The sequence below is a fragment of the Pseudomonas sp. LTR0 genome (assembly GCF_036630035.1).
Lineage (GTDB): Bacteria > Pseudomonadota > Gammaproteobacteria > Pseudomonadales > Pseudomonadaceae > Aquipseudomonas > Aquipseudomonas putida_Y.
In genome coordinates this window covers 1,347,283-1,364,438 of sequence record NZ_CP123734.1, presented here as the reverse complement: position 1 = coordinate 1,364,438, position 17,156 = coordinate 1,347,283, and the positions used below count along the sequence as shown (strand labels likewise).

Annotated in this window: 21 protein-coding genes; 8 read left to right on the top strand and 13 right to left on the bottom strand. The window is 61.5% G+C overall.

Annotated features, from left to right (window positions below; genetic code table 11):
* Positions 1-98: 98 nt before the first annotated feature.
* The 5 genes from QCL51_RS06365 to QCL51_RS06345 form a co-directional block, all read right to left on the bottom strand.
* Entirely contained in the window at positions 99-1,337 is a 1,239-nt protein-coding gene (locus tag QCL51_RS06365) for an RNA polymerase sigma factor (RefSeq protein ID WP_338444645.1), read from the bottom strand.
* On the bottom strand, positions 1,337-1,822 hold the full coding sequence (locus QCL51_RS06360) for an SRPBCC family protein (RefSeq protein ID WP_021783401.1): 486 nt from the start codon (positions 1,820-1,822) through the stop codon (positions 1,337-1,339). Before QCL51_RS06360 ends, QCL51_RS06365 begins: the two co-directional genes overlap by 1 nt.
* A gap of 21 nt (positions 1,823-1,843) precedes the next feature.
* Positions 1,844-2,188, bottom strand: coding sequence for a YciI family protein (locus tag QCL51_RS06355; protein ID WP_021783400.1), 345 nt, complete (start codon positions 2,186-2,188; stop codon positions 1,844-1,846).
* Positions 2,189-2,233: 45 nt separating this feature from the next.
* Positions 2,234-2,659: a nuclear transport factor 2 family protein gene (locus tag QCL51_RS06350; RefSeq protein ID WP_021783399.1), complete on the bottom strand. Its 426-nt coding sequence runs from the start codon at positions 2,657-2,659 to the stop codon at positions 2,234-2,236.
* A gap of 410 nt (positions 2,660-3,069) precedes the next feature.
* Positions 3,070-3,327, bottom strand: a complete 258-nt coding sequence (locus tag QCL51_RS06345) for a DUF2790 domain-containing protein (protein WP_003254632.1) — start codon at positions 3,325-3,327, stop codon at positions 3,070-3,072.
* Positions 3,328-3,645: 318 nt separating this feature from the next.
* On the opposite strand from QCL51_RS06345, the gene QCL51_RS06340 reads away from it, so the two are divergent.
* On the top strand, positions 3,646-4,050 hold the full coding sequence (locus QCL51_RS06340; RefSeq protein WP_021783398.1) for a GNAT family N-acetyltransferase: 405 nt from the start codon (positions 3,646-3,648) through the stop codon (positions 4,048-4,050).
* On the opposite strand, the gene def is transcribed toward QCL51_RS06340, so the two are convergent.
* From def to QCL51_RS06325, 3 genes are all read right to left on the bottom strand, one after another.
* The gene (def, locus tag QCL51_RS06335) at positions 4,005-4,541 is read right to left on the bottom strand and encodes a peptide deformylase (protein WP_021783397.1); all 537 of its coding nucleotides are present in this window, start codon (positions 4,539-4,541) and stop codon (positions 4,005-4,007) included. The genes QCL51_RS06340 and def overlap by 46 nt on opposite strands.
* Positions 4,541-5,497, bottom strand: coding sequence for a YihY/virulence factor BrkB family protein (locus QCL51_RS06330; protein WP_021783396.1), 957 nt, complete (start codon positions 5,495-5,497; stop codon positions 4,541-4,543). Before QCL51_RS06330 ends, def begins: the two co-directional genes overlap by 1 nt.
* Before the next feature lie 157 nt (positions 5,498-5,654).
* A complete protein-coding gene (locus tag QCL51_RS06325; RefSeq protein WP_021783395.1) occupies positions 5,655-5,834 on the bottom strand; it encodes a CsbD family protein in 180 nt (59 codons plus the stop codon).
* A 235-nt stretch (positions 5,835-6,069) separates the two neighbouring features.
* Here QCL51_RS06325 and QCL51_RS06320 point away from each other — a divergent pair, with 235 nt between their 5' ends.
* Complete coding sequence (locus QCL51_RS06320) at positions 6,070-6,450, top strand: hypothetical protein (RefSeq protein ID WP_103462163.1); 381 nt, start codon at positions 6,070-6,072, stop codon at positions 6,448-6,450.
* 5 nt (positions 6,451-6,455) lie between these two features.
* Here QCL51_RS06320 and QCL51_RS06315 read toward each other — a convergent pair whose 3' ends face one another.
* Positions 6,456-7,292, bottom strand: a complete 837-nt coding sequence (locus QCL51_RS06315; protein ID WP_021783393.1) for a S1-like domain-containing RNA-binding protein — start codon at positions 7,290-7,292, stop codon at positions 6,456-6,458.
* 130 nt (positions 7,293-7,422) lie between these two features.
* Between QCL51_RS06315 and QCL51_RS06310 the strand changes: the two genes are divergently transcribed.
* Positions 7,423-8,283, top strand: coding sequence for a DUF6279 family lipoprotein (locus QCL51_RS06310; protein ID WP_021783392.1), 861 nt, complete (start codon positions 7,423-7,425; stop codon positions 8,281-8,283).
* Positions 8,284-8,302: 19 nt separating this feature from the next.
* Here the strand turns inward: QCL51_RS06310 and aceK are convergent, their stop codons facing one another.
* On the bottom strand, positions 8,303-10,018 hold the full coding sequence (gene aceK / locus QCL51_RS06305) for a bifunctional isocitrate dehydrogenase kinase/phosphatase (RefSeq protein WP_028697745.1): 1,716 nt from the start codon (positions 10,016-10,018) through the stop codon (positions 8,303-8,305).
* Between the two features lie 204 nt (positions 10,019-10,222).
* On the opposite strand from aceK, the gene QCL51_RS06300 reads away from it, so the two are divergent.
* Together QCL51_RS06300 and QCL51_RS06295 are read left to right on the top strand one after the other, a co-directional pair.
* Positions 10,223-11,098 (top strand): DMT family transporter, encoded by an 876-nt coding sequence (locus QCL51_RS06300; protein WP_021783390.1) that lies wholly within the window; start codon positions 10,223-10,225, stop codon positions 11,096-11,098.
* 13 nt (positions 11,099-11,111) lie between these two features.
* Complete coding sequence (locus QCL51_RS06295) at positions 11,112-11,570, top strand: DUF4265 domain-containing protein (RefSeq protein WP_021783389.1); 459 nt, start codon at positions 11,112-11,114, stop codon at positions 11,568-11,570.
* A 3-nt stretch (positions 11,571-11,573) separates the two neighbouring features.
* Here QCL51_RS06295 and QCL51_RS06290 read toward each other — a convergent pair whose 3' ends face one another.
* Positions 11,574-12,455 carry a DMT family transporter gene (locus QCL51_RS06290; RefSeq protein WP_021783388.1) on the bottom strand — a complete coding sequence of 294 codons (882 nt, stop codon included), beginning with the start codon at positions 12,453-12,455 and terminating at the stop codon, positions 11,574-11,576.
* Between the two features lie 195 nt (positions 12,456-12,650).
* Between QCL51_RS06290 and QCL51_RS06285 the strand changes: the two genes are divergently transcribed.
* A complete protein-coding gene (locus tag QCL51_RS06285; RefSeq protein WP_338444644.1) occupies positions 12,651-12,779 on the top strand; it encodes a hypothetical protein in 129 nt (42 codons plus the stop codon).
* Between the two features lie 111 nt (positions 12,780-12,890).
* Here QCL51_RS06285 and QCL51_RS06280 read toward each other — a convergent pair whose 3' ends face one another.
* Positions 12,891-13,826, bottom strand: coding sequence for an aspartyl/asparaginyl beta-hydroxylase domain-containing protein (locus QCL51_RS06280; RefSeq protein ID WP_101196526.1), 936 nt, complete (start codon positions 13,824-13,826; stop codon positions 12,891-12,893).
* 173 nt (positions 13,827-13,999) lie between these two features.
* Complete coding sequence (gene cysK, locus QCL51_RS06275; protein ID WP_021783386.1) at positions 14,000-14,974, bottom strand: cysteine synthase A; 975 nt, start codon at positions 14,972-14,974, stop codon at positions 14,000-14,002.
* 132 nt (positions 14,975-15,106) lie between these two features.
* Between cysK and QCL51_RS06270 the strand changes: the two genes are divergently transcribed.
* Positions 15,107-16,180, top strand: a complete 1,074-nt coding sequence (locus QCL51_RS06270; RefSeq protein WP_338444643.1) for a DUF748 domain-containing protein — start codon at positions 15,107-15,109, stop codon at positions 16,178-16,180.
* A gap of 119 nt (positions 16,181-16,299) precedes the next feature.
* Positions 16,300-17,145, top strand: coding sequence for a MoxR family ATPase (locus tag QCL51_RS06265; protein ID WP_016488585.1), 846 nt, complete (start codon positions 16,300-16,302; stop codon positions 17,143-17,145).
* Positions 17,146-17,156: the final 11 nt, after the last annotated feature.

The following is a 17,156-nucleotide window of genomic DNA, read 5'->3' as shown; positions in this document are numbered from 1 at the left end:
ACTTCAAGGCTGCTCTCCTGGGTAACCCGCTAATTCGTTGATTTAGCGGGCATCCTGTGGGATATGGGCTGGCCCGCAAAGAGCCGGCACACCCCACATCATTCGATAGCCTGCAAGCGCCGCTCGATATGCCGCCGTTCTGGCGCCTGCCGTGTCAAGGCCAGCGCCTGCTGCCAGGCCGCACGCGCCGCGTCCACCTGCCCCAGCTGGCAATGCAACTCGGCGCGCGCCGCATGTGCCAGGTGATAGTCCAGCAACTCCCCCCGCGCCAGGATCCCTTCGACTTCCCGCAAGCCAACCTCCGGCCCATCCCGCTTCGCCAGCGCCACCGCCCGGTTCAGCTCCACCACCGCTGATGGCCAATACCGCTGCAATACGTCATACAGCCCGACGATCTCCCCCCAGTCGGTTTCTTCAGCCGTCGCCGCCTCGGCATGCACAGCAGCAATCGCCGCCTGGACGGTATAGGCCCCGAATGCACGGCTCTGCAGGGCCTGGCGCACCAGTTCCCAGCCTTCGGCAATGAACTGCCGGTCCCACAGGCTACGATCCTGCTGCTCCAGAACCACCAGATTGCCTTGGCCATCGATACGCGCCCGCTGCCGGGACGCCTGCAGCAACATCAACGCCAGCAGGCCGACCGCCTCCGGGTCGGGCAGCAACTGCACCAGCAACCGCGCCAGGCGAATGGCTTCATCACTCAGCGCCTGCTGCAGCAGGGTCTCGCCCGATGACGCCGAATAGCCCTCGTTGAACACCAGGTAGATCACCCGCAACACGCTTTCCAGGCGCTCAGGCAGCTCATTCAGCTCTGGTACCTGGTACGGTATGCCGGCGTCACGGATCTTGGCCTTGGCGCGCACGATGCGCTGGGCGATGGTTGTCGGGCTTTGCAGAAAGGCGCGGGCGATCTGCTCGGTGGTCAGGTCGCAGACTTCGCGAAGGGTCAATGGCACCTGAGCGTCGGGCGACAGGGCCGGATGGCAACAGGTGAAGATCAGCCGCAGGCGGTCATCCGCCAGCAGTTCTTCTTCACTGGGGTCCTGCGCCTGGCCCTCCAGCAGCATGCTCAAGTCAGCCTGGGAGCGGTCGAAGCGGGCGCGCCGGCGCAGCGCATCGATGGCCTTGAAGCGCCCGACAGAGACCAGCCACGCTCGCGGGTTGGCGGGGATGCCGTCGCGTTGCCAGCGTTCGACGGCAACGAAGAAGGCATCATGCATGGCCTCCTCGGCCAGGTCGAAATCACCCAGCAAGCGGATCAGTGTCGCCAGGATGCGCCGCGACTCCTGCCGGTACACGGCCTCGACTTCGGCGCGCACCTGTGCCGGTGCTGTCATCAGTCGGGCATCCGCTGGGTCACCACATCCACAAGACGGTCCAGGCTTTCTCCCCAGCCTTGGTAGAAGCCCATTTCTTCATGAGCCTGGCAGTCAGTGGCATTCCAGTGCCAGGCACGGGCGGTGTAACGGGTTTTGCCCTGTTCCTCGTCAAAGCTGATCACGGCGGTCATGAAGGCCTTGTTCGACGGTACCCAACCAGGGCCGAAGGCATCGGTGAACACCAGCCTGCGTGGCGCGGCAATTTCCAGAAAAACGCCCTGGTTCGGGTACTCGCTGCCATCCGGCGCCCGCATCAGAGTGCGAAACAGGCCACCGGCCCACAACTGCATTTCACATTCCGGGGTGGTCATGCCGTGCGGCCCCCACCACTGCATCAGCCACTGGGGTTCGGTCCAGGCGCGGAATACCTTGGCCGGTGGTGCGTCGATCAGGCGGCTGATGGACAACTCGTGTTGCGCTTGCGCAATGGGTGCAAGGCTCATGCTGATTGTTCTCCTTGGCGGTCAGGGTTGCAGCTCGCGCACTGGTCGCACCTCGACACTGCCGACCCGCGCGGCAGGGATGCCCTTGGCGATACTCAGCGCTTCGTTGAGGTCGCGGGCCTCCACCAGGTAGAAGCCGGCCAGTTGCTCCTTGGTTTCGGCAAACGGGCCATCAGTCAGGCTCATATGCCCGTTGCGCATGCGCACCGTGGTAGCAGTCTGCACCGACTTCAGCGCCTCGGCCGCCAGCATTCGCCCGGAACCGTGAATGGCTTCGGCGTAGGCCATGCATTCGGCGTCTTCCGGGCTGTCGGGCAGGCTGTGCAACAGCCCCTCGTCACAATAGACCAGGCACAGGTATTTCATGGTCGCCTCCAGGGCATTTGGCTAAGTGCGTTTGGCGATAACGGCTCAGGGCTTGAGATCGAACAGGGCTTTTTGCGTTTCCATGTCGAAAGGCGCCGACCAGTGTTCGTGGATTACCTGCCACTGGCCGCCTTGACGACGATAGCCCACCGTGGCGCGCATGAAGCCGCACTGGCTTTCGTCATCGCCCGGGCCGCAGCGGTTCAGCCAATGGGCCAGGGCCAGATCGCCAGCGGCGTGCACGGTAAGTTGGGCAAGTTCGAAGACCATGGGGCCGGTGCACATGCCCATGCACATTTCCCAGTGCGCCGTGTAGGCGGACTTGCCTTTGAATTGCAGGGCCTGGATGGCATCGAAGGCGACAATATCGTCGGCGTAGGGGGCGATGATGCCCGGGATGTCGCGATCGCGCACGGCTTGCATCCAGCGCTCGATCAATTGGCGGATTTCGGTTTCGGCTGCGGTGCTCATCGGGGGTCCTCCGACAGGACAGGGTGTTTTGGCACACTGCGTGCGTGCCTTCACTTATGGTCGAACTGAGGGAGGGGAAATCGACAGTGGAGGAGAATATTTTGACGGGGGGCAGCTGAGAGATCGAGCGCCGCCCGCGCGGCGCATCGCGAGCAAGCTCGCTCCTACATTTGTTTCGGGCCAGTATTGCCTGTGCCTACGCGCGCGACCGCCTTGTTTGCGCCACCCGATATCGAGGAGGACGCCAAAGGGCCGCGCGCTTCTGCCTCAGGAATAACTGGCCCGAAACAAATGTAGGAGCGAGCTTGCTCGCGATGCGCCGCGCGGGCGGCGCTCGATCCCACGGGCGGTGAAAATGCCGCGGCGATCACATGGAAGCCAGCAGCAACTTTCATCGCACTACCTATCTATCACCCCTGCTGGCAACCTTCACCCATGGCCCGGTACTGAATGGTGTGCACCTGGCCCTGATGGTCTTCATAGGTCATGGTCGCAGGTACCACTTCGCAGACATTGGGGATGGTCGACAGGTTGATCACCCGCTTGATGTCCAGGTTCATCGAGTAGTCGTACTGCTGAGCCACAGGCTCGCTGGAAACGGGTTTGGCCTCATCGGCGAGGGCGAACGAGGACATACCGACCAATGCAAGAATCAGTAATGGTTTCATGTGGTTTTGCCTTTTGCGCGTTCAAGCTGATCGATTGACTTCTATTGCCGTATCCGGCGCGGAGAAGTTGTCATCTATGGTCTAGATGGCACGAAGTACCGATCCCGCTTCGTACTGCCAGGGGGGATGAACAAAATTCTACTCCCGGCCAGCAATAGTTGAACCCCGGAGTCGGATATTCACCCTTGCCGGTTTTGCAACAATCTGCGACAAAGTGGCCGCAAATCATCAGGCCAGAGCCTCTGGCCACGTTTCAGGGTAGGACTCACCATTTCTGAACAATTGTCCTGTTCGAAGCTTTCGGACACAGAACGCCGTTTGCTGGACCACTTCTACCGCCAGCACAGCTCACGCATGCGCGCTGCAAACGACGCCGAACTGTGGGTAGCACGGGCGCCTGGCATCATCGCCGGGCTGAGCTTGAGTGCGGTGAGTGAGGGGTTCTGGCTGACCGGCCTGTTCGTCGACCCGCAGCGACGCAGCCAAGGGGTGGCCGCGCGGTTGGTCGAGGCAGCGCTGGTGCAAGTTGGCGGGCCTGTCTGGCTGTTCTGTCATCCCGAGCTAACGCCCTTCTACCAGCGCCTGGGCTTCGACCTGGCCCAGCAACTGCCAGAAGCCCTGGCCAGCCGCCTGCAACGCTATCAGCGCAACAAACGCCTGGTAGCCCTGCAGCGAGGTCAGTCCTCGCTGACCTCGAGCCCGGGGAACAACACATCGGTGTAGCCGAACCTGGCGAAGTCCTGGATGCGCGAGGGGTATAGCCGGCCAATCAGGTGGTCGCACTCGTGTTGCACCACCCGTGCATGGAAGCCATCGGCAAAGCGGCTGATCGGGTTGCCGTGGGGGTCGATGCCTTGGTAGCCGATATGCTTGAAGCGCGGCACCACGCCGCGCAGGCCAGGCACCGACAGGCAACCTTCCCAGCCGTCCTCGACCTCGCTGGAGGTCGGGGTGATGACCGGATTCAGCAGAATGGTCTGCGGCACCGCCTCGGCATCGGGGTATCGCTCGCTGCGCTCGAAGCCGAAGATCACCAACTGCAGGTCGATGCCGATCTGCGGGGCAGCCAGGCCCACACCGCCTACGTGACGCATGGTTTCGAACATGTCGTCGATCAACTGCTGCAGTTCGGCACTGCCAAGCATGTGCTCGGGCACTGGCGGTGCGATGCGCAGCAGGCGTTCATCGCCCATCTTGAGAATGTCACGGATCATCAGGGGTTCGGCTCGACGCTATGAGGCTTGCTCGGGTTCGGGTGCTCGTGACCCAGTACAGTCAAGGTTTCCTTGGGCTTATCCTCGTCGAAGTCTTTCTCGCCCGGGTTCTTGCCTTCGGCTGACATGTGCTCGATCACCGCATTCATTTCGGCGCCGAGCAACAACACGGCGGCCGAAATATAGAAATACAGCAACAGCACGATGATTGCACCAATGCTGCCGTACATGGCGTTGTAATCGGCAAAGGTCTTCACGTAGTAGGCAAAGCCCAGTGAGGCCACGATCCACACCACCACCGCCAGCACCGAGCCTGGGGTGATGAAGCGAAACTGCTGTTTCACATCAGGCATCACGTAATAGATCAGGGCCACCGCCACCATCAGCAGAATGATGATCACCGGCCAGCGCAGGATGGTCCACAGTGTGACGATGAACTCCTGCATGCCGATCTGGGCGGCGATCCATTCCATCACCTGGGGGCCCAGTACCATCAGTGCTGCGGCCGCAAGCAGCATGCCAGCCAGGCCCACGGTGTAGAAAATGGAAAGCGGGATACGCTTCCACACCGGGCGACCTTCGGGCACATCGTAGGCGGCGTTCATGGCGCTCATCATCAGGCGCACGCCAGCGGAGGCGGTCCACAGGGCGATCACGATACCCACCGACAGCAGCCCGCCCTTGGATTGTTGCAACTGGTCGATCACCGGATTCACCTGCTCCAGCGCCTGGGGCGGCAATACCAGTTCCGATTGCAGACGCAGCCAGGAGAAAAAGTCCGGCAGGTGCAGGAAACCGATCAGGGCAATCAGGAACAACAGGAAGGGGAATAGCGAGAACAGCGCCTGGTAGGCCAGCGCTGAGGCATAGGTGGACATCTCGTCGTCGAGGAATTCCTTGACGGTGCGAACCAGCACGCGGTGCAGGGGCAAGCCGCGCAGGTCGGGGAAAATCATAGCGTCTCCTTTCGCCGCTTGATCGTTACAACAGACAAGTCTAATAGACCCTGCCCGTGCTGTGCTGCTCCCGGCCGTGGTTGAAGAATTTGCTTACGTATAGTGCCGGCCTCTTCGCGGGTTCGTCCGCGAAGAGGCCGGCACAGGCCGTCTCAAGTCAAGGCTTCTTCACCGCATCCTTCACATTGCCCTTGATCTGTTGCGCCTCGCCTTTCAACTCCTGCGCCTTGCCTTCGCCGCGCAGCTTGTCGTTGTCGGTCACCTTGCCAACACCCTGTTTCACGTTGCCGATCGCTTCGTTGGCCAAGCCTTTCGCTTTGTCTTTAGTACCGCTCATGGCAAAACTCCTGCAAATGGAGACACGTGAACCGTGTCGACATTAGGTGGACCCAACGCCTTCTCCAGGAGTTTCAACGGATTTCCCGGTCAGAAGCCGGACGGTAAGACTGCGGGCGAATACCGCACAAGCCGGTGAAGAGGCTCGCACATGCGCCGCCAGTTACAAACCTTGCCCCGCCCCGTGCCACCCCTCACAATGCAGGCCTTCATAGCGTCAACCCGCAGGAACCTGCATGAAACTCGACAAACCCGCCGCCATCGCCCGGCGCAACGAAGCACTGGCCCGCCCGGTGCTGACCAGCAGCAATACGCTGTTCGCCATCCTGGACAACAAACGCAACCTGTGGTGGTTCGAAGTGCCAGTGGCACTGCTGGGCAAAGGCCAGGCCGACTGGGTCAACCTGCTGCTGCACACGCCAGAAAGCGATGAGCTGCAGCACCTGAAGGTACCCACCAATTTCCTCAAGGCTCACCTGGAGCAGATGGAAGTGCGCAAGCCTGGCAAGCGCCGCTCCACCATCAGCCTGGCCCTCAGCGCCGACCGTGACTCGCTGCTGCGCGACACCCGTCCGGGTGGCGAGCAGCTGGACTTCCGCAACTTCGTACAGCCGTAACGCGGTCAGGCTTTCTCGATACGATCGTCATGGATGACGATCAGGCCCTGCTTGAACAACCCGCCAATGGCCTTCTTGAAGTTGCCCTTGCTGACGTTGAACAGTTTGCTGATCAGCGCAGGGTCACTCTTGTCGCACACCCCCAACACCCCGCCTTCGGCTTCCAGGCGCGCCATGATCTGCTCTTGAAGGGTGTCCGCCAGGGCAGCGCCTACCGGCTGCAGGCTCAGTGAAATCTTGCCGTCCTGGCGCATTTCCTTGATGAAGCCTTTCTCGTGCATGCCCGAGCGCAAGAACTTGAACACCTCGTTCTTGTGGATCAGGCCCCAGTGGCGGTTGTTGATGATGGCCTTGAAGCCCATCGGCGTTTCGCCGGCCACCAGCAGCTCGACCGGCTGACCAACCTTGTAGTCGGCCGGGGTGACATCGAGATAGCGGTCCAGGCGCGAGGTGGCAGTGATCCGGCGGGTACGCTTGTCGAGGTACACGTGCACCACGCAGTAATCGCCAATCTTCAGCGGCCGTGCCTCTTCCGAGTACGGCATCAGCAAGTCCTTGGACAGGCCCCAGTCCAGGAAGATACCGGCACCGTTGATGTCCTTGACCTTCAGGCTGGCAAACTCGCCAACCTGCACCTTGGGCTTCTCGGTGGTGGCGATCAGCTGGTCTTCGCTGTCCAGGTAGATGAACACGTTCAACCAGTCATCGACCTCGGTCTCGGCGTTTTTCGGGATGTAGCGCCCGGGCAGCAGGATCTCGCCATCGGCGCCGCCGTCCAGGTACAGACCGAAGTCCACGTGTTTCACGATTTGCAAACTGTTGTAGCGCCCAAGCAGAGCCATTTCCGATGATCCTCAAGACAAGGCGGCTATTCTACACCTGAAGCCACCACATGGCCCGACCACTCATGCAGTGGAACCGCCAGCCCGCACTTGCATCTACCTTCTGGCCAGCCTGAGGAAGGAACAGCACATGCCGCTACGCCTGCCCAAAGCCCTGCTTATCGCCATCGGCTTCGCCCTGGCCTTGGCCGCCTGCAGCCGCATCGACCTGGCCTATCGCAACCTCGACCGCCTGGTGCCGTGGTCGCTGAGCGACTACCTGGACATGAACCGCGAGCAAAGGGCGCTGCTGGACGATCGGTTGCGCGAGCACCTGGCCTGGCATTGCAAGACTCAACTGCCCGGCTACCTCGACTGGCTCGATCGGCTACGTGGCATGGTCGCCGCCGGCCAGGTGACCGACCAGGCCCTGCAACAAAGCACCCTCGACGTGCGTGAAGCGATTGGTCGGGTGACCGAGGAAATCACCCCGTCAGCCACCGAACTGCTGCGTGGCATGAGCGACGACCAGGTAGCGAAAATGCGTGAGGCCTTCCGCGAAGACATCAGTGAGCGGCAGAAGCAGTATGTGGATACGCCCTTGCCGAAGCAGATTGCCCGCCGTAGCGAGCGCATGGAAAAACGCCTGGCACCCTGGTTTGGCGAGTTGACTGCGGTACAGAAGCAACGCATCCAGACCTGGTCTCAAGCGCTGGGTGACCAGAACCGTGAATGGATCGCCAACCGCGCCCACTGGCAGCAGCAATTGCTCTTGGCGATGAACCAGCGCAACGACTCCAGCTTCGAGCCGCGCCTGGCGACCTTGTTGCAGCGCAAGGAGAGTTTGTGGACACCCGAGTACCGGGCGGCGTATCAGAATACCGAACGGCAGGCGCGCAGCCTGCTGGTGGACCTGGTGCAGCAAAGCACTCCGCAGCAGCGGCGGTTCCTGCAGGAACGGTTGGGCAAGGTACGTTCCCATTTGAGTGAGATGAAGTGTTTGAAGGAGTGACAGGCCTGCTCGACCTGACTCACCGGGCTTTGCGCCGATACGGAAATACATCGATCACTTTCCCTTCACGTATCGCCGCCTGCAGCCCCTTCCAGTAGTCCGCGTCATACAGTTCCCCATGCAAGCGGCTGAACAACCGCCGCTGGCCCATATCGGCAAACAGAAACGGCGGAAACTCTTCGGGGAACACATCATGCGGCCCTATCGAGTACCACGGCTCGCCCGACATTTCGTCCTCCGGGTAACGCGGTGGCGGAATGTGGCGGAAATTCACCTCGGTCAGGAAGCTGATTTCGTCATAGTCGTAGAACACGACCCGGCCATGGCGGGTCACGCCAAAGTTTTTCAGCAGCATGTCGCCGGGGAAGATATTTGCCGCCGCCAGCTGCTTGATGGCCAGGCCGTAGTCCTCCAGTGCCTCCAGCACCTGGCCCTCGGTGGCATGCTCCAGGTACAGGTTCAACGGTGTCATGCGCCGCTCGGTCCAACAGTGGCGGATCAGCACCGTGTCGCCCTCCAGCACCACCGTCGACGGTGCCACCTCCAGCAACTCGGCCAGGCAATCTGGCTCGAACTTGCTGCGCGGAAAGCGAAAATCGGCAAACTCCTGGGTGTCGGCCATACGGCCCACCCGGTCGACGCTTTTCACCAGCCGGTACTTGTCGATCACCGTGGCGCGGTCCACGGTTTTCGATGGCGAAAAGCGGTCCTTGATGATCTTGAACACCGTATTGAAGCCGGGCAAGGTGAACACGCTCATGACCATGCCCCGCACCCCTGGCGCCATGACAAAGCGGTCATCACTGCTGGCAAGGTGGTTGATCAGCGCGCGGTAGAACTCCGACTTGCCCTGCTTGTAGAACCCGATCGAGGTGTATAGCTCGGCAATGTGCTTGCCTGGAAGGATGCGCTTGAGGAAATTGACGAACTCGGCCGGCACCGGTACATCGGCCATGAAGTAAGAGCGGGTGAACGAAAAGATGATCGACACCTCGGCCTCGTCGGTGATCAATGCATCGGCCTCGATACCGTGGCCCTCGCGGTGCAGCAAGGGAATCACCAACGGCCACTGTTCATCGCTGTTGTACAGGCGGCCGACCAGATAGGCCCCCTTGTTGCGGTAAAGCACGGGTACAAACAATTCCACGGCCAGCGCCGGGTCCTTGCACACCCAGTCGGGCAGGCATTCGCGCAGTTGTTCTTCCAGCCGCGTCAGGTCGCCCTCCAGGTCGCCATAGGGCATGTCGAATGGGTAATCGGCGAACACCGCGCGCAGCAAGTTCCTGAGACTGCCGTCAAGCCGATAGGTACGGGTTTGCGCGGCGCGCTCGCGGCCGCGCATGGAAGGCCGGGTGGTGTGGATGAACATGCAGCCGTCGCTGATCTGGTCATGGCTGAACAGGCTGCAAAACAGCGAGTTGTACCAGGTCTCTGCCAGCTCGTCGTCCAGCCGTGGGTCGATCAGGTGGATATAGGCGTTTTTCACCAGTGGCCACTGTTCCACGTCCAGCAGCACCTCCGTGGCAAAAGCCTGACGCAGCCAGCCGTTGACTTCGGCGACTTTCTCTTCATAGAGATTGATGCGGGCGGCGGCGGCCTGCTGAATGTCCTGCCAGTGCGCCTGCTCGAAGCGTTTGCGGGCTCCGAGGGTGATGCGCTGGAAATGATCGCGGTAGTCGTCGAAGCCGGCGAGGATCATCCGGGCGATTTCGACAGCGGGCCAGGGCTGGGACATGCGTGGGGCCTCGGAGCTGGGATTGAGTACAGAGCTTAGCCGCCCTTGGCTTCATGGGTTACTGCCATTGAAGCCCCGAGCTGTAGTTGCACCTGCCTTGCCCAGAGCCCCGCAGCCCGAGAGGAATTACACAGCAAGAAAGCACAAGAATCCCCCCGCCCCCTGGCGTACACTCGCGCCCCTGCCTTGCCTTCGGAGACCGTTGTGAGCCCCATCGCCCTAGCCCGCCTGCTGACCCTTGCCGCCGTCTGGGGAGCGAGTTTCCTGTTCATGCGCATCATCGCCCCCGAACTGGGCACGGTGCCGACCGCGTTCTTCCGGGTGTCCATCGCCTGCCTGGGCCTGATCGTGCTACTCGCCGCCGCCCGGGTGCGCTGGGACTTCCAGGGTAAGCTCGGTGCCTGCCTGGTGCTGGGCATGATCAACTCCGGCATCCCCGCCACCTTCTACTCGGTGGCGGCCCAGGTGCTGCCGGCCGGCTATTCGGCGATCTTCAACGCCACCACCCCGTTGATGGGCGTGCTGGTCGGCGTACTGTTCTTCCGCGAGCCAATGACCCTGGCCAAACTCTGCGGCATCTTCCTTGGCCTGTTCGGCGTCGGCATCCTCAGCGGCGCCGGCCCGGTGGCACTGGACATGGCCCTGCTGCAAGGCGCCCTCGCCTGCCTGGCGGCCACTACCTGCTACGGCTTTGCCGGGTTCCTCGCCCGCCGCTGGATCAGCGGCCTGGACAGCCGTCTTTCCGCCCTGGGTAGCATGCTCGGCGCCACACTGATGCTGACCCCGCTGTTCGGCTGGAGCGCACTCTCCCAGCCGCCCGCCAGCTGGGGGGGTTGGGACGTGTGGTTGTCGTTGCTGGGCCTGGGGCTGCTGTGCACGGCATTCGCCTACATTCTTTACTTCCGCCTGCTCGAGGAAATCGGCCCGGTAAAAGCCAGCACCGTAACGTTCCTGATCCCGGTATTCGGCGTATTGTGGGGTGCATGGCTGCTGAATGAGCCATTGTCGATGGCGCACCTATACGGCGGCCTGCTGATTGGCCTGGCCTTGTGGCTGGTGCTGCGCCCGGCGCGCAACTGAAGCGGAGTACTGCATGAACAGCGCGTACAAAAAGGTTTTGTTCCGCCTGGAACAGGACGAGAACGGCTACCCACCGGCTTCGGTCGAGGGGCTGTGGGCCAAGGCCGTAGAAGGCGGCTATGCCGTCGACAACATCCCCTTCCATGTCTATGGCATCGCCCCGGGCGACGTGATCGACACACGTGAGGAAGAAGGCGAAACTTGGTTCGCAGAACTGCGCCACAGCAGCGGTAGCTCGGTGTTCCGGGTGGTCGTCAAACCTCCGGAAACCCTCGACCAGGTACGTGCGGCATTGCTGGATTTCGGCTGTGCCTGTGAAACCGAGCAAGCAGTGAAGATGCTGGCGGTCGAGGTCCCGCCGCAACGCTCGCTCGACACCCTGCTCTACTACCTGCTCACCCAGCGCGAAGCCGGCCTGCTGGACTTCGAGGAAGGCGTGTTGCGCCACGCCATCCCCGAAGAATTCCGCTAGGGCCTACGCTTCCGCCAGGCGCGCCGCGGGCTTGCGAAACACGAACAGCAGCCCAACAACGATCAGCCCCATGCCCAGCAAGCTTAGCGGCGCCAGGCGATTACCGAAGATCAGCAAGTCCATCACTGCAGTCACTGCCGGCACCAGGTAGAACAGGCTGGTGACATTGACCAGATTGCCCTTGGCGATCAGCCGGTACAGCAGCAAGGTTGCCAGCAGCGAGACCACCAGGCCCATCCACAGCAGCGCACCGACGAAGCCGCCGGTCCACTCGACATGGAGCGGTTGCAAAGGTGCGAACAGCGCGCACATGGCAAAGCCGGCCAGGTACTGCAGCGGCAGTGTGCCCATGGGGTTGTCGGTAATGCGCTTCTGCAGGATCGAGCCAAAGGTCATGCTGACCAGCGCCAGCAGGGCGAACAGCATCCCCGCCAGCGATACCCCGCCCAGGTTGATGCCCTGGTAGACCACCATGATCAAGCCGCCCAGCCCCAAACCCAGGCCGAACAAACGGCTCCAGGAACGCTGGCGCTCCATCAGCACCACGGTGAGGATCGGTTGGACGCCCATCACCGTCGCCATGACACCAGGGGTGACATGGGTATCAAGCGCCAACAGATAGAAGATCTGATAGGCACCGAGCAGCACACAGCCTGTACCCAGGGCGCGCAGAATGCTACCGCGAGTACGCGGCCAGCGCAGCCCTAGCAACGGGCCGATCAGCAACAGGCCCGCCAGGGCCAGCGCCGAGCGCAACAGCAGAAAGGCGAACGGGCTGGCATGCGCCAGGCCAAGTTTGGAGACGATCGCCCCGCTGCTCCACAGCAGGACGAACAGGCAGGTAGTGGCCGCAGAGGCCACGGACGCTTTGGTAAAGACAGACATGAATTGCCACCTGATAGTAGGCAGATAAGCCAAACGGACGGCGTGCGCTTCGACGTGAGAAGTGGCCGACCGTGTTCAGTAGGTTGCGCGTGCGAAGGGTTGCGGCACGAAGCCGATCAGCCCAGCACAACCACGCAATGAGGCGGAGCTACGCCGCCTACGACGCCACTGACAGGTGGTGGGGAGTGACAGATCATGACCGACTGCTGGCTACCACGCACGACCATGCCCGCGACTGGCGCGATGGCAAAGCGTGTGGTGGAAGGAATGGCAGGCATGACAGCGGTCTTTGAAGAAGTGAATGTTCTGGAATATAGCGAGTGATTCTTCGCGGCACAAGCCTGCTTTCACAGGCTCTGCTCATCCTTCAAGGAGGGTGATGCTCTTGTGGAAGCGGGCTTGGCCCCGCGAAGAGGCCCGAACAAACTACAAAAATCAGAACAACCAGCGATACAGCAGATACGCCACCACCACCGCCAGTACCGGCCGCAGCACACGGTAAGCCTTGGGGTTGGCGCGCTTGAACTGCTTCACATGGCTGCTGATCTTGTTGCTGAAGCGCTTGCTCCAGGCGTACGCCTGGTTGATCCCACCCACGCGCTCTTCGTCGGTGTTCTGCGGCGCGGTGGCGCGGCCGAGGAAGGCACTGACCTTACGGTTGATACGCGTCATCAACGGGCTACTCAGCGGGCGCTCGATGTCGCAGAACAGGATCACGCGGGTTACGTCGGTTTCGTTCTTGACCCAGTGCACATAGGTTTCATCGAACATCACGTCTTCGCCATCACGCCAGGCGTACTGCTCACCGTCCACGTAGATGCGGCATGCGTCGGAGTTCGGCGTGGACAGCCCCAGGTGATAACGCAGCGAACCTGCGAACGGGTCGCGGTGCGGGTTCAGGTGGCTGCCGCCGGGCAGCAGGGCGAACATTGCGCCCTTCACATTGGGGATGCTGCTGACCAGCTCGACAGTGCGCGGGCACAGGGTTTGCGCCGAAGGCAGCGGTTTGTCGTACCACTTCAGGTAAAAGCGCTTCCAGCCCTTCTTGAAGAACGAACCAAAGCCGGCGTCGTTATCTTTCTCGGCGGCACGGATATAGCCTTCGTCGAACAGGCGCATGGCCTCTTCGCGGATTTCCTGCCAGTTGTCCTTCAGCACGTCCAGCTCCGGGAAGCGCTGACGGTCCAGATAGGGCTTGGACGGCACGCCGGAAAACAGGTACATCAACGCGTTGTAGGGGGCGAACAGCGCCGAATGGTTGACGAACTGGCGCAACACCGGCAGGCGGGCCTTGCCGCGCAGGTGCACGAACAGCACGCTGCCGAAAAACACCAGCAAGACACCCGCCTTGGCTGCAAAGGAAAAGGTCATGCTTTCACTCCTTGGGGAAGAGCCAGGGCTGCGCTGCCTGCTCTCCAGAAAATCATCCTGCCATCATAAACCGATCCCGCCGCGGTAAAAACAACCCGGGCGGGATCGCATTCATGAAGATTCTGCAATAAACCAGGCCGCCGATTGTTGCGCCGGATCAGCGGCAAGGCCGATTACTGTTGGTTTTCCTGCTCGCTGAACATGTCGCTGAACAGCATGCTCGATAGATATCGCTCGCCCGAGTCGGGCAGGATTACGACGATGGTCTTACCCTGCATTTCCGGTTTTTCGGCCAGGCGCACCGCCGCCGCCATTGCCGCACCGCAGGAAATACCGCAAAGGATGCCCTCTTCCTGCATCAGGCGAATAGCCATGGCCTTGGACTCTTCGTCGGTCACCGTCTCCACCTGGTCGACGATCGACAGGTCGAGGTTTTTCGGCACGAAGCCGGCGCCGATGCCCTGGATTTTGTGCGGGCTGGGCTTGAGTTCTTCACCGGCCAGGGTCTGGCTGATCAGTGGCGATGCCACGGGCTCCACAGCCACCGACAGGATGGCCTTGCCCTGGGTATGCTTGATGTAACGCGACACGCCGGTGATGGTGCCGCCAGTGCCCACGCCCGCCACCAGCACGTCGACTGCGCCGTCAGTGTCGTTCCAGATCTCCGGGCCAGTGGTTTTTTCGTGAATGGCCGGGTTGGCCGGGTTTTCGAACTGGCCCGGCAAGAAGTACTGCTCCGGGTCGGAGGCGACGATTTCGTTGGCCTTCTCGATAGCGCCCTTCATGCCCTTGGCCGGATCGGTCAACACCAGCTCGGCGCCTAGTGCCTTGAGCACCTTGCGGCGCTCCAGGCTCATCGAGGCGGGCATGGTCAGCATCAGCTTGTAGCCGCGGGCAGCGGCGACGAAGGCCAGGCCGATACCGGTGTTGCCCGAGGTGGGCTCGACGATGGTCATGCCCGGCTTGAGCTTGCCGCTGCTCTCGGCGTCCCAGACCATGTTCGCACCAATGCGGCATTTGACCGAATAACCCGGGTTGCGCCCTTCGATCTTGGCCAGGATGGTCACGCCGCGCGGGGCGATGCGGTTGATCTGCACCAGCGGCGTGTTACCGATGGAGTGGGCGTTGTCTGCAAAGATACGGCTCATGGCAGGGGTCCTTGGCATGAAAAAGCAGGGAAATGCCTCAAGGGTAAGCCCGCGGCAGTGGCCCGTAAAGCCTGTTCGAACTCAGCCCGCCGCGGTGCGGTCAACCGCACATCCTGCCTTGGAGACCGCCTCATGAAAGCCCGCTATCGCTGGCCGCTGGTCGGCCTGGCCAGCCTGATCGCACTGCTGGTGGCGCTGCACCTGGCCCTGCCCTACCTGGTGCGCGACTACCTCAACAACAAGCTGGCCGACATGGGTGACTACCGCGGCCAGGTAGCCGATGTGGACCTGGCCTGGTGGCGCGGCGCCTATCAGATCAATGGGCTGAGGATCGTCAAGACCACCGGCAAGGTGCCCGTACCGCTTCTCGAGGCCCCACTGATCGACCTTTCGGTGAGCTGGCGTTCGTTGTGGTACGACAAGGCAGTGGTAGCGGAGGTGACGTTCGTGCACCCCGAACTGAACTTTGTCGACGGTGGTAGCAAACAGGCATCGCAGACCGGTCAAGGTACCGACTGGCGCCAACAGCTGGAAAAACTCCTGCCCATCACCCTCAACGAGGTGCGTATCGACAACGGCGTGCTGACGTTCCGTAACTTCAACTCCAAGCCACCGGTCGACCTGAAGGCCACCCGGTTGAATGCCAGCATCCACAACTTGACCAATGTGCGCGACCAGAAAGGCCGTCGCGATGCCAGTTTCGAAGGTACGGCGTTGATCGCGGGGGATGCAAAGGTAGAAAGCCGTGCCACCTTCGACCCGTTCAGTGATTTCGATGACTTCGAATTCAGGCTTCGCGCCACCGGCATCGAGCTGCGCAAGCTGAATGACTTTGCCAGCGCCTACGGCAAATTCGACTTCAATGCCGGGCACGGTGACGTGGTCATCGAGGCCCAGGCAGAAAACGGCCGGCTGAACGGCTATATAAAACCGCTGCTGCGCGATGTCGACGTGTTCGACTGGCAACAGGACGTCGAGGAAAAGGACAAGGGTTTCTTCCGCTCGGTGTGGGAGGCCTTGGTGGGTGCGACCGAGACGGTGCTTAAGAACCAGCCGAAAAACCAGTTCGCTACCCGGGTGGAACTCAGTGGCAGTGTGCGCCAACAGGATATCAGTGCCTTCGAAGCGTTCTTGCAGATCCTCCGTAACGGGTTTATCCAGGCATTCAATGCGCGTTATGAGCAGCCAGCGCCGAAGTCTGACTGAGACAGCGTGACGGGGCATTCAGGGACTGAATACCCGGTCCGCGTTTTCAGTCGCCTGGCCCCGCGTTATAGTCGCTAACAAATCAAGACCAATACAGGCTAAAGCAGAGGACAGCCCCCATGAAGTTCGAAGGCACCCGCGACTACGTCGCCACAGACGACTTGAAACTGGCGGTAAACGCGGCCATTACCCTCGAACGCCCGCTGTTGGTCAAGGGCGAACCAGGCACCGGCAAAACCATGCTCGCCGAGCAGTTGGCGGCTTCGTTCGGGGCGCGCCTGATCACCTGGCACATCAAGTCCACCACGAAGGCCCACCAGGGGCTTTACGAGTACGACGCAGTCAGCCGCCTGCGTGATTCGCAGCTGGGCGTGGACAAGGTACACGATGTGCGCAACTACCTGAAAAAGGGCAAGCTCTGGGAGGCCTTCGAGGCCGACGAGCGGGTCATCCTGCTGATCGACGAAATCGACAAGGCCGATATCGAATTCCCTAACGACCTGCTGCAAGAACTCGACAAGATGGAGTTCTACGTCTACGAAATCGACGAGACCATCAAGGCCAGACAGCGTCCGATCATCATCATTACCTCGAACAACGAAAAAGAGCTGCCGGACGCCTTCCTGCGCCGCTGCTTCTTCCACTACATCGCCTTCCCCGACCGCACTACCCTGCAGCAGATTGTCGACGTGCACTACCCGAATATCAGCCAGTCGCTGGTCAGTGAGGCGCTGGATGTGTTCTTCGACGTACGCAAGGTGCCGGGCCTGAAGAAAAAGCCGTCCACCTCCGAGCTGGTCGACTGGCTCAAGCTGCTGATGGCCGACAATATCGGTGAAGCGGTGCTGCGCGAACGCGACCCGACCAAGGCCATCCCGCCGCTGGCCGGTGCGCTGGTAAAAAACGAGCAGGATGTACAACTGCTCGAGCGCCTGGCCTTCATGAGCCGGCGCGGCAACCGCTGACAGGAGCAGGG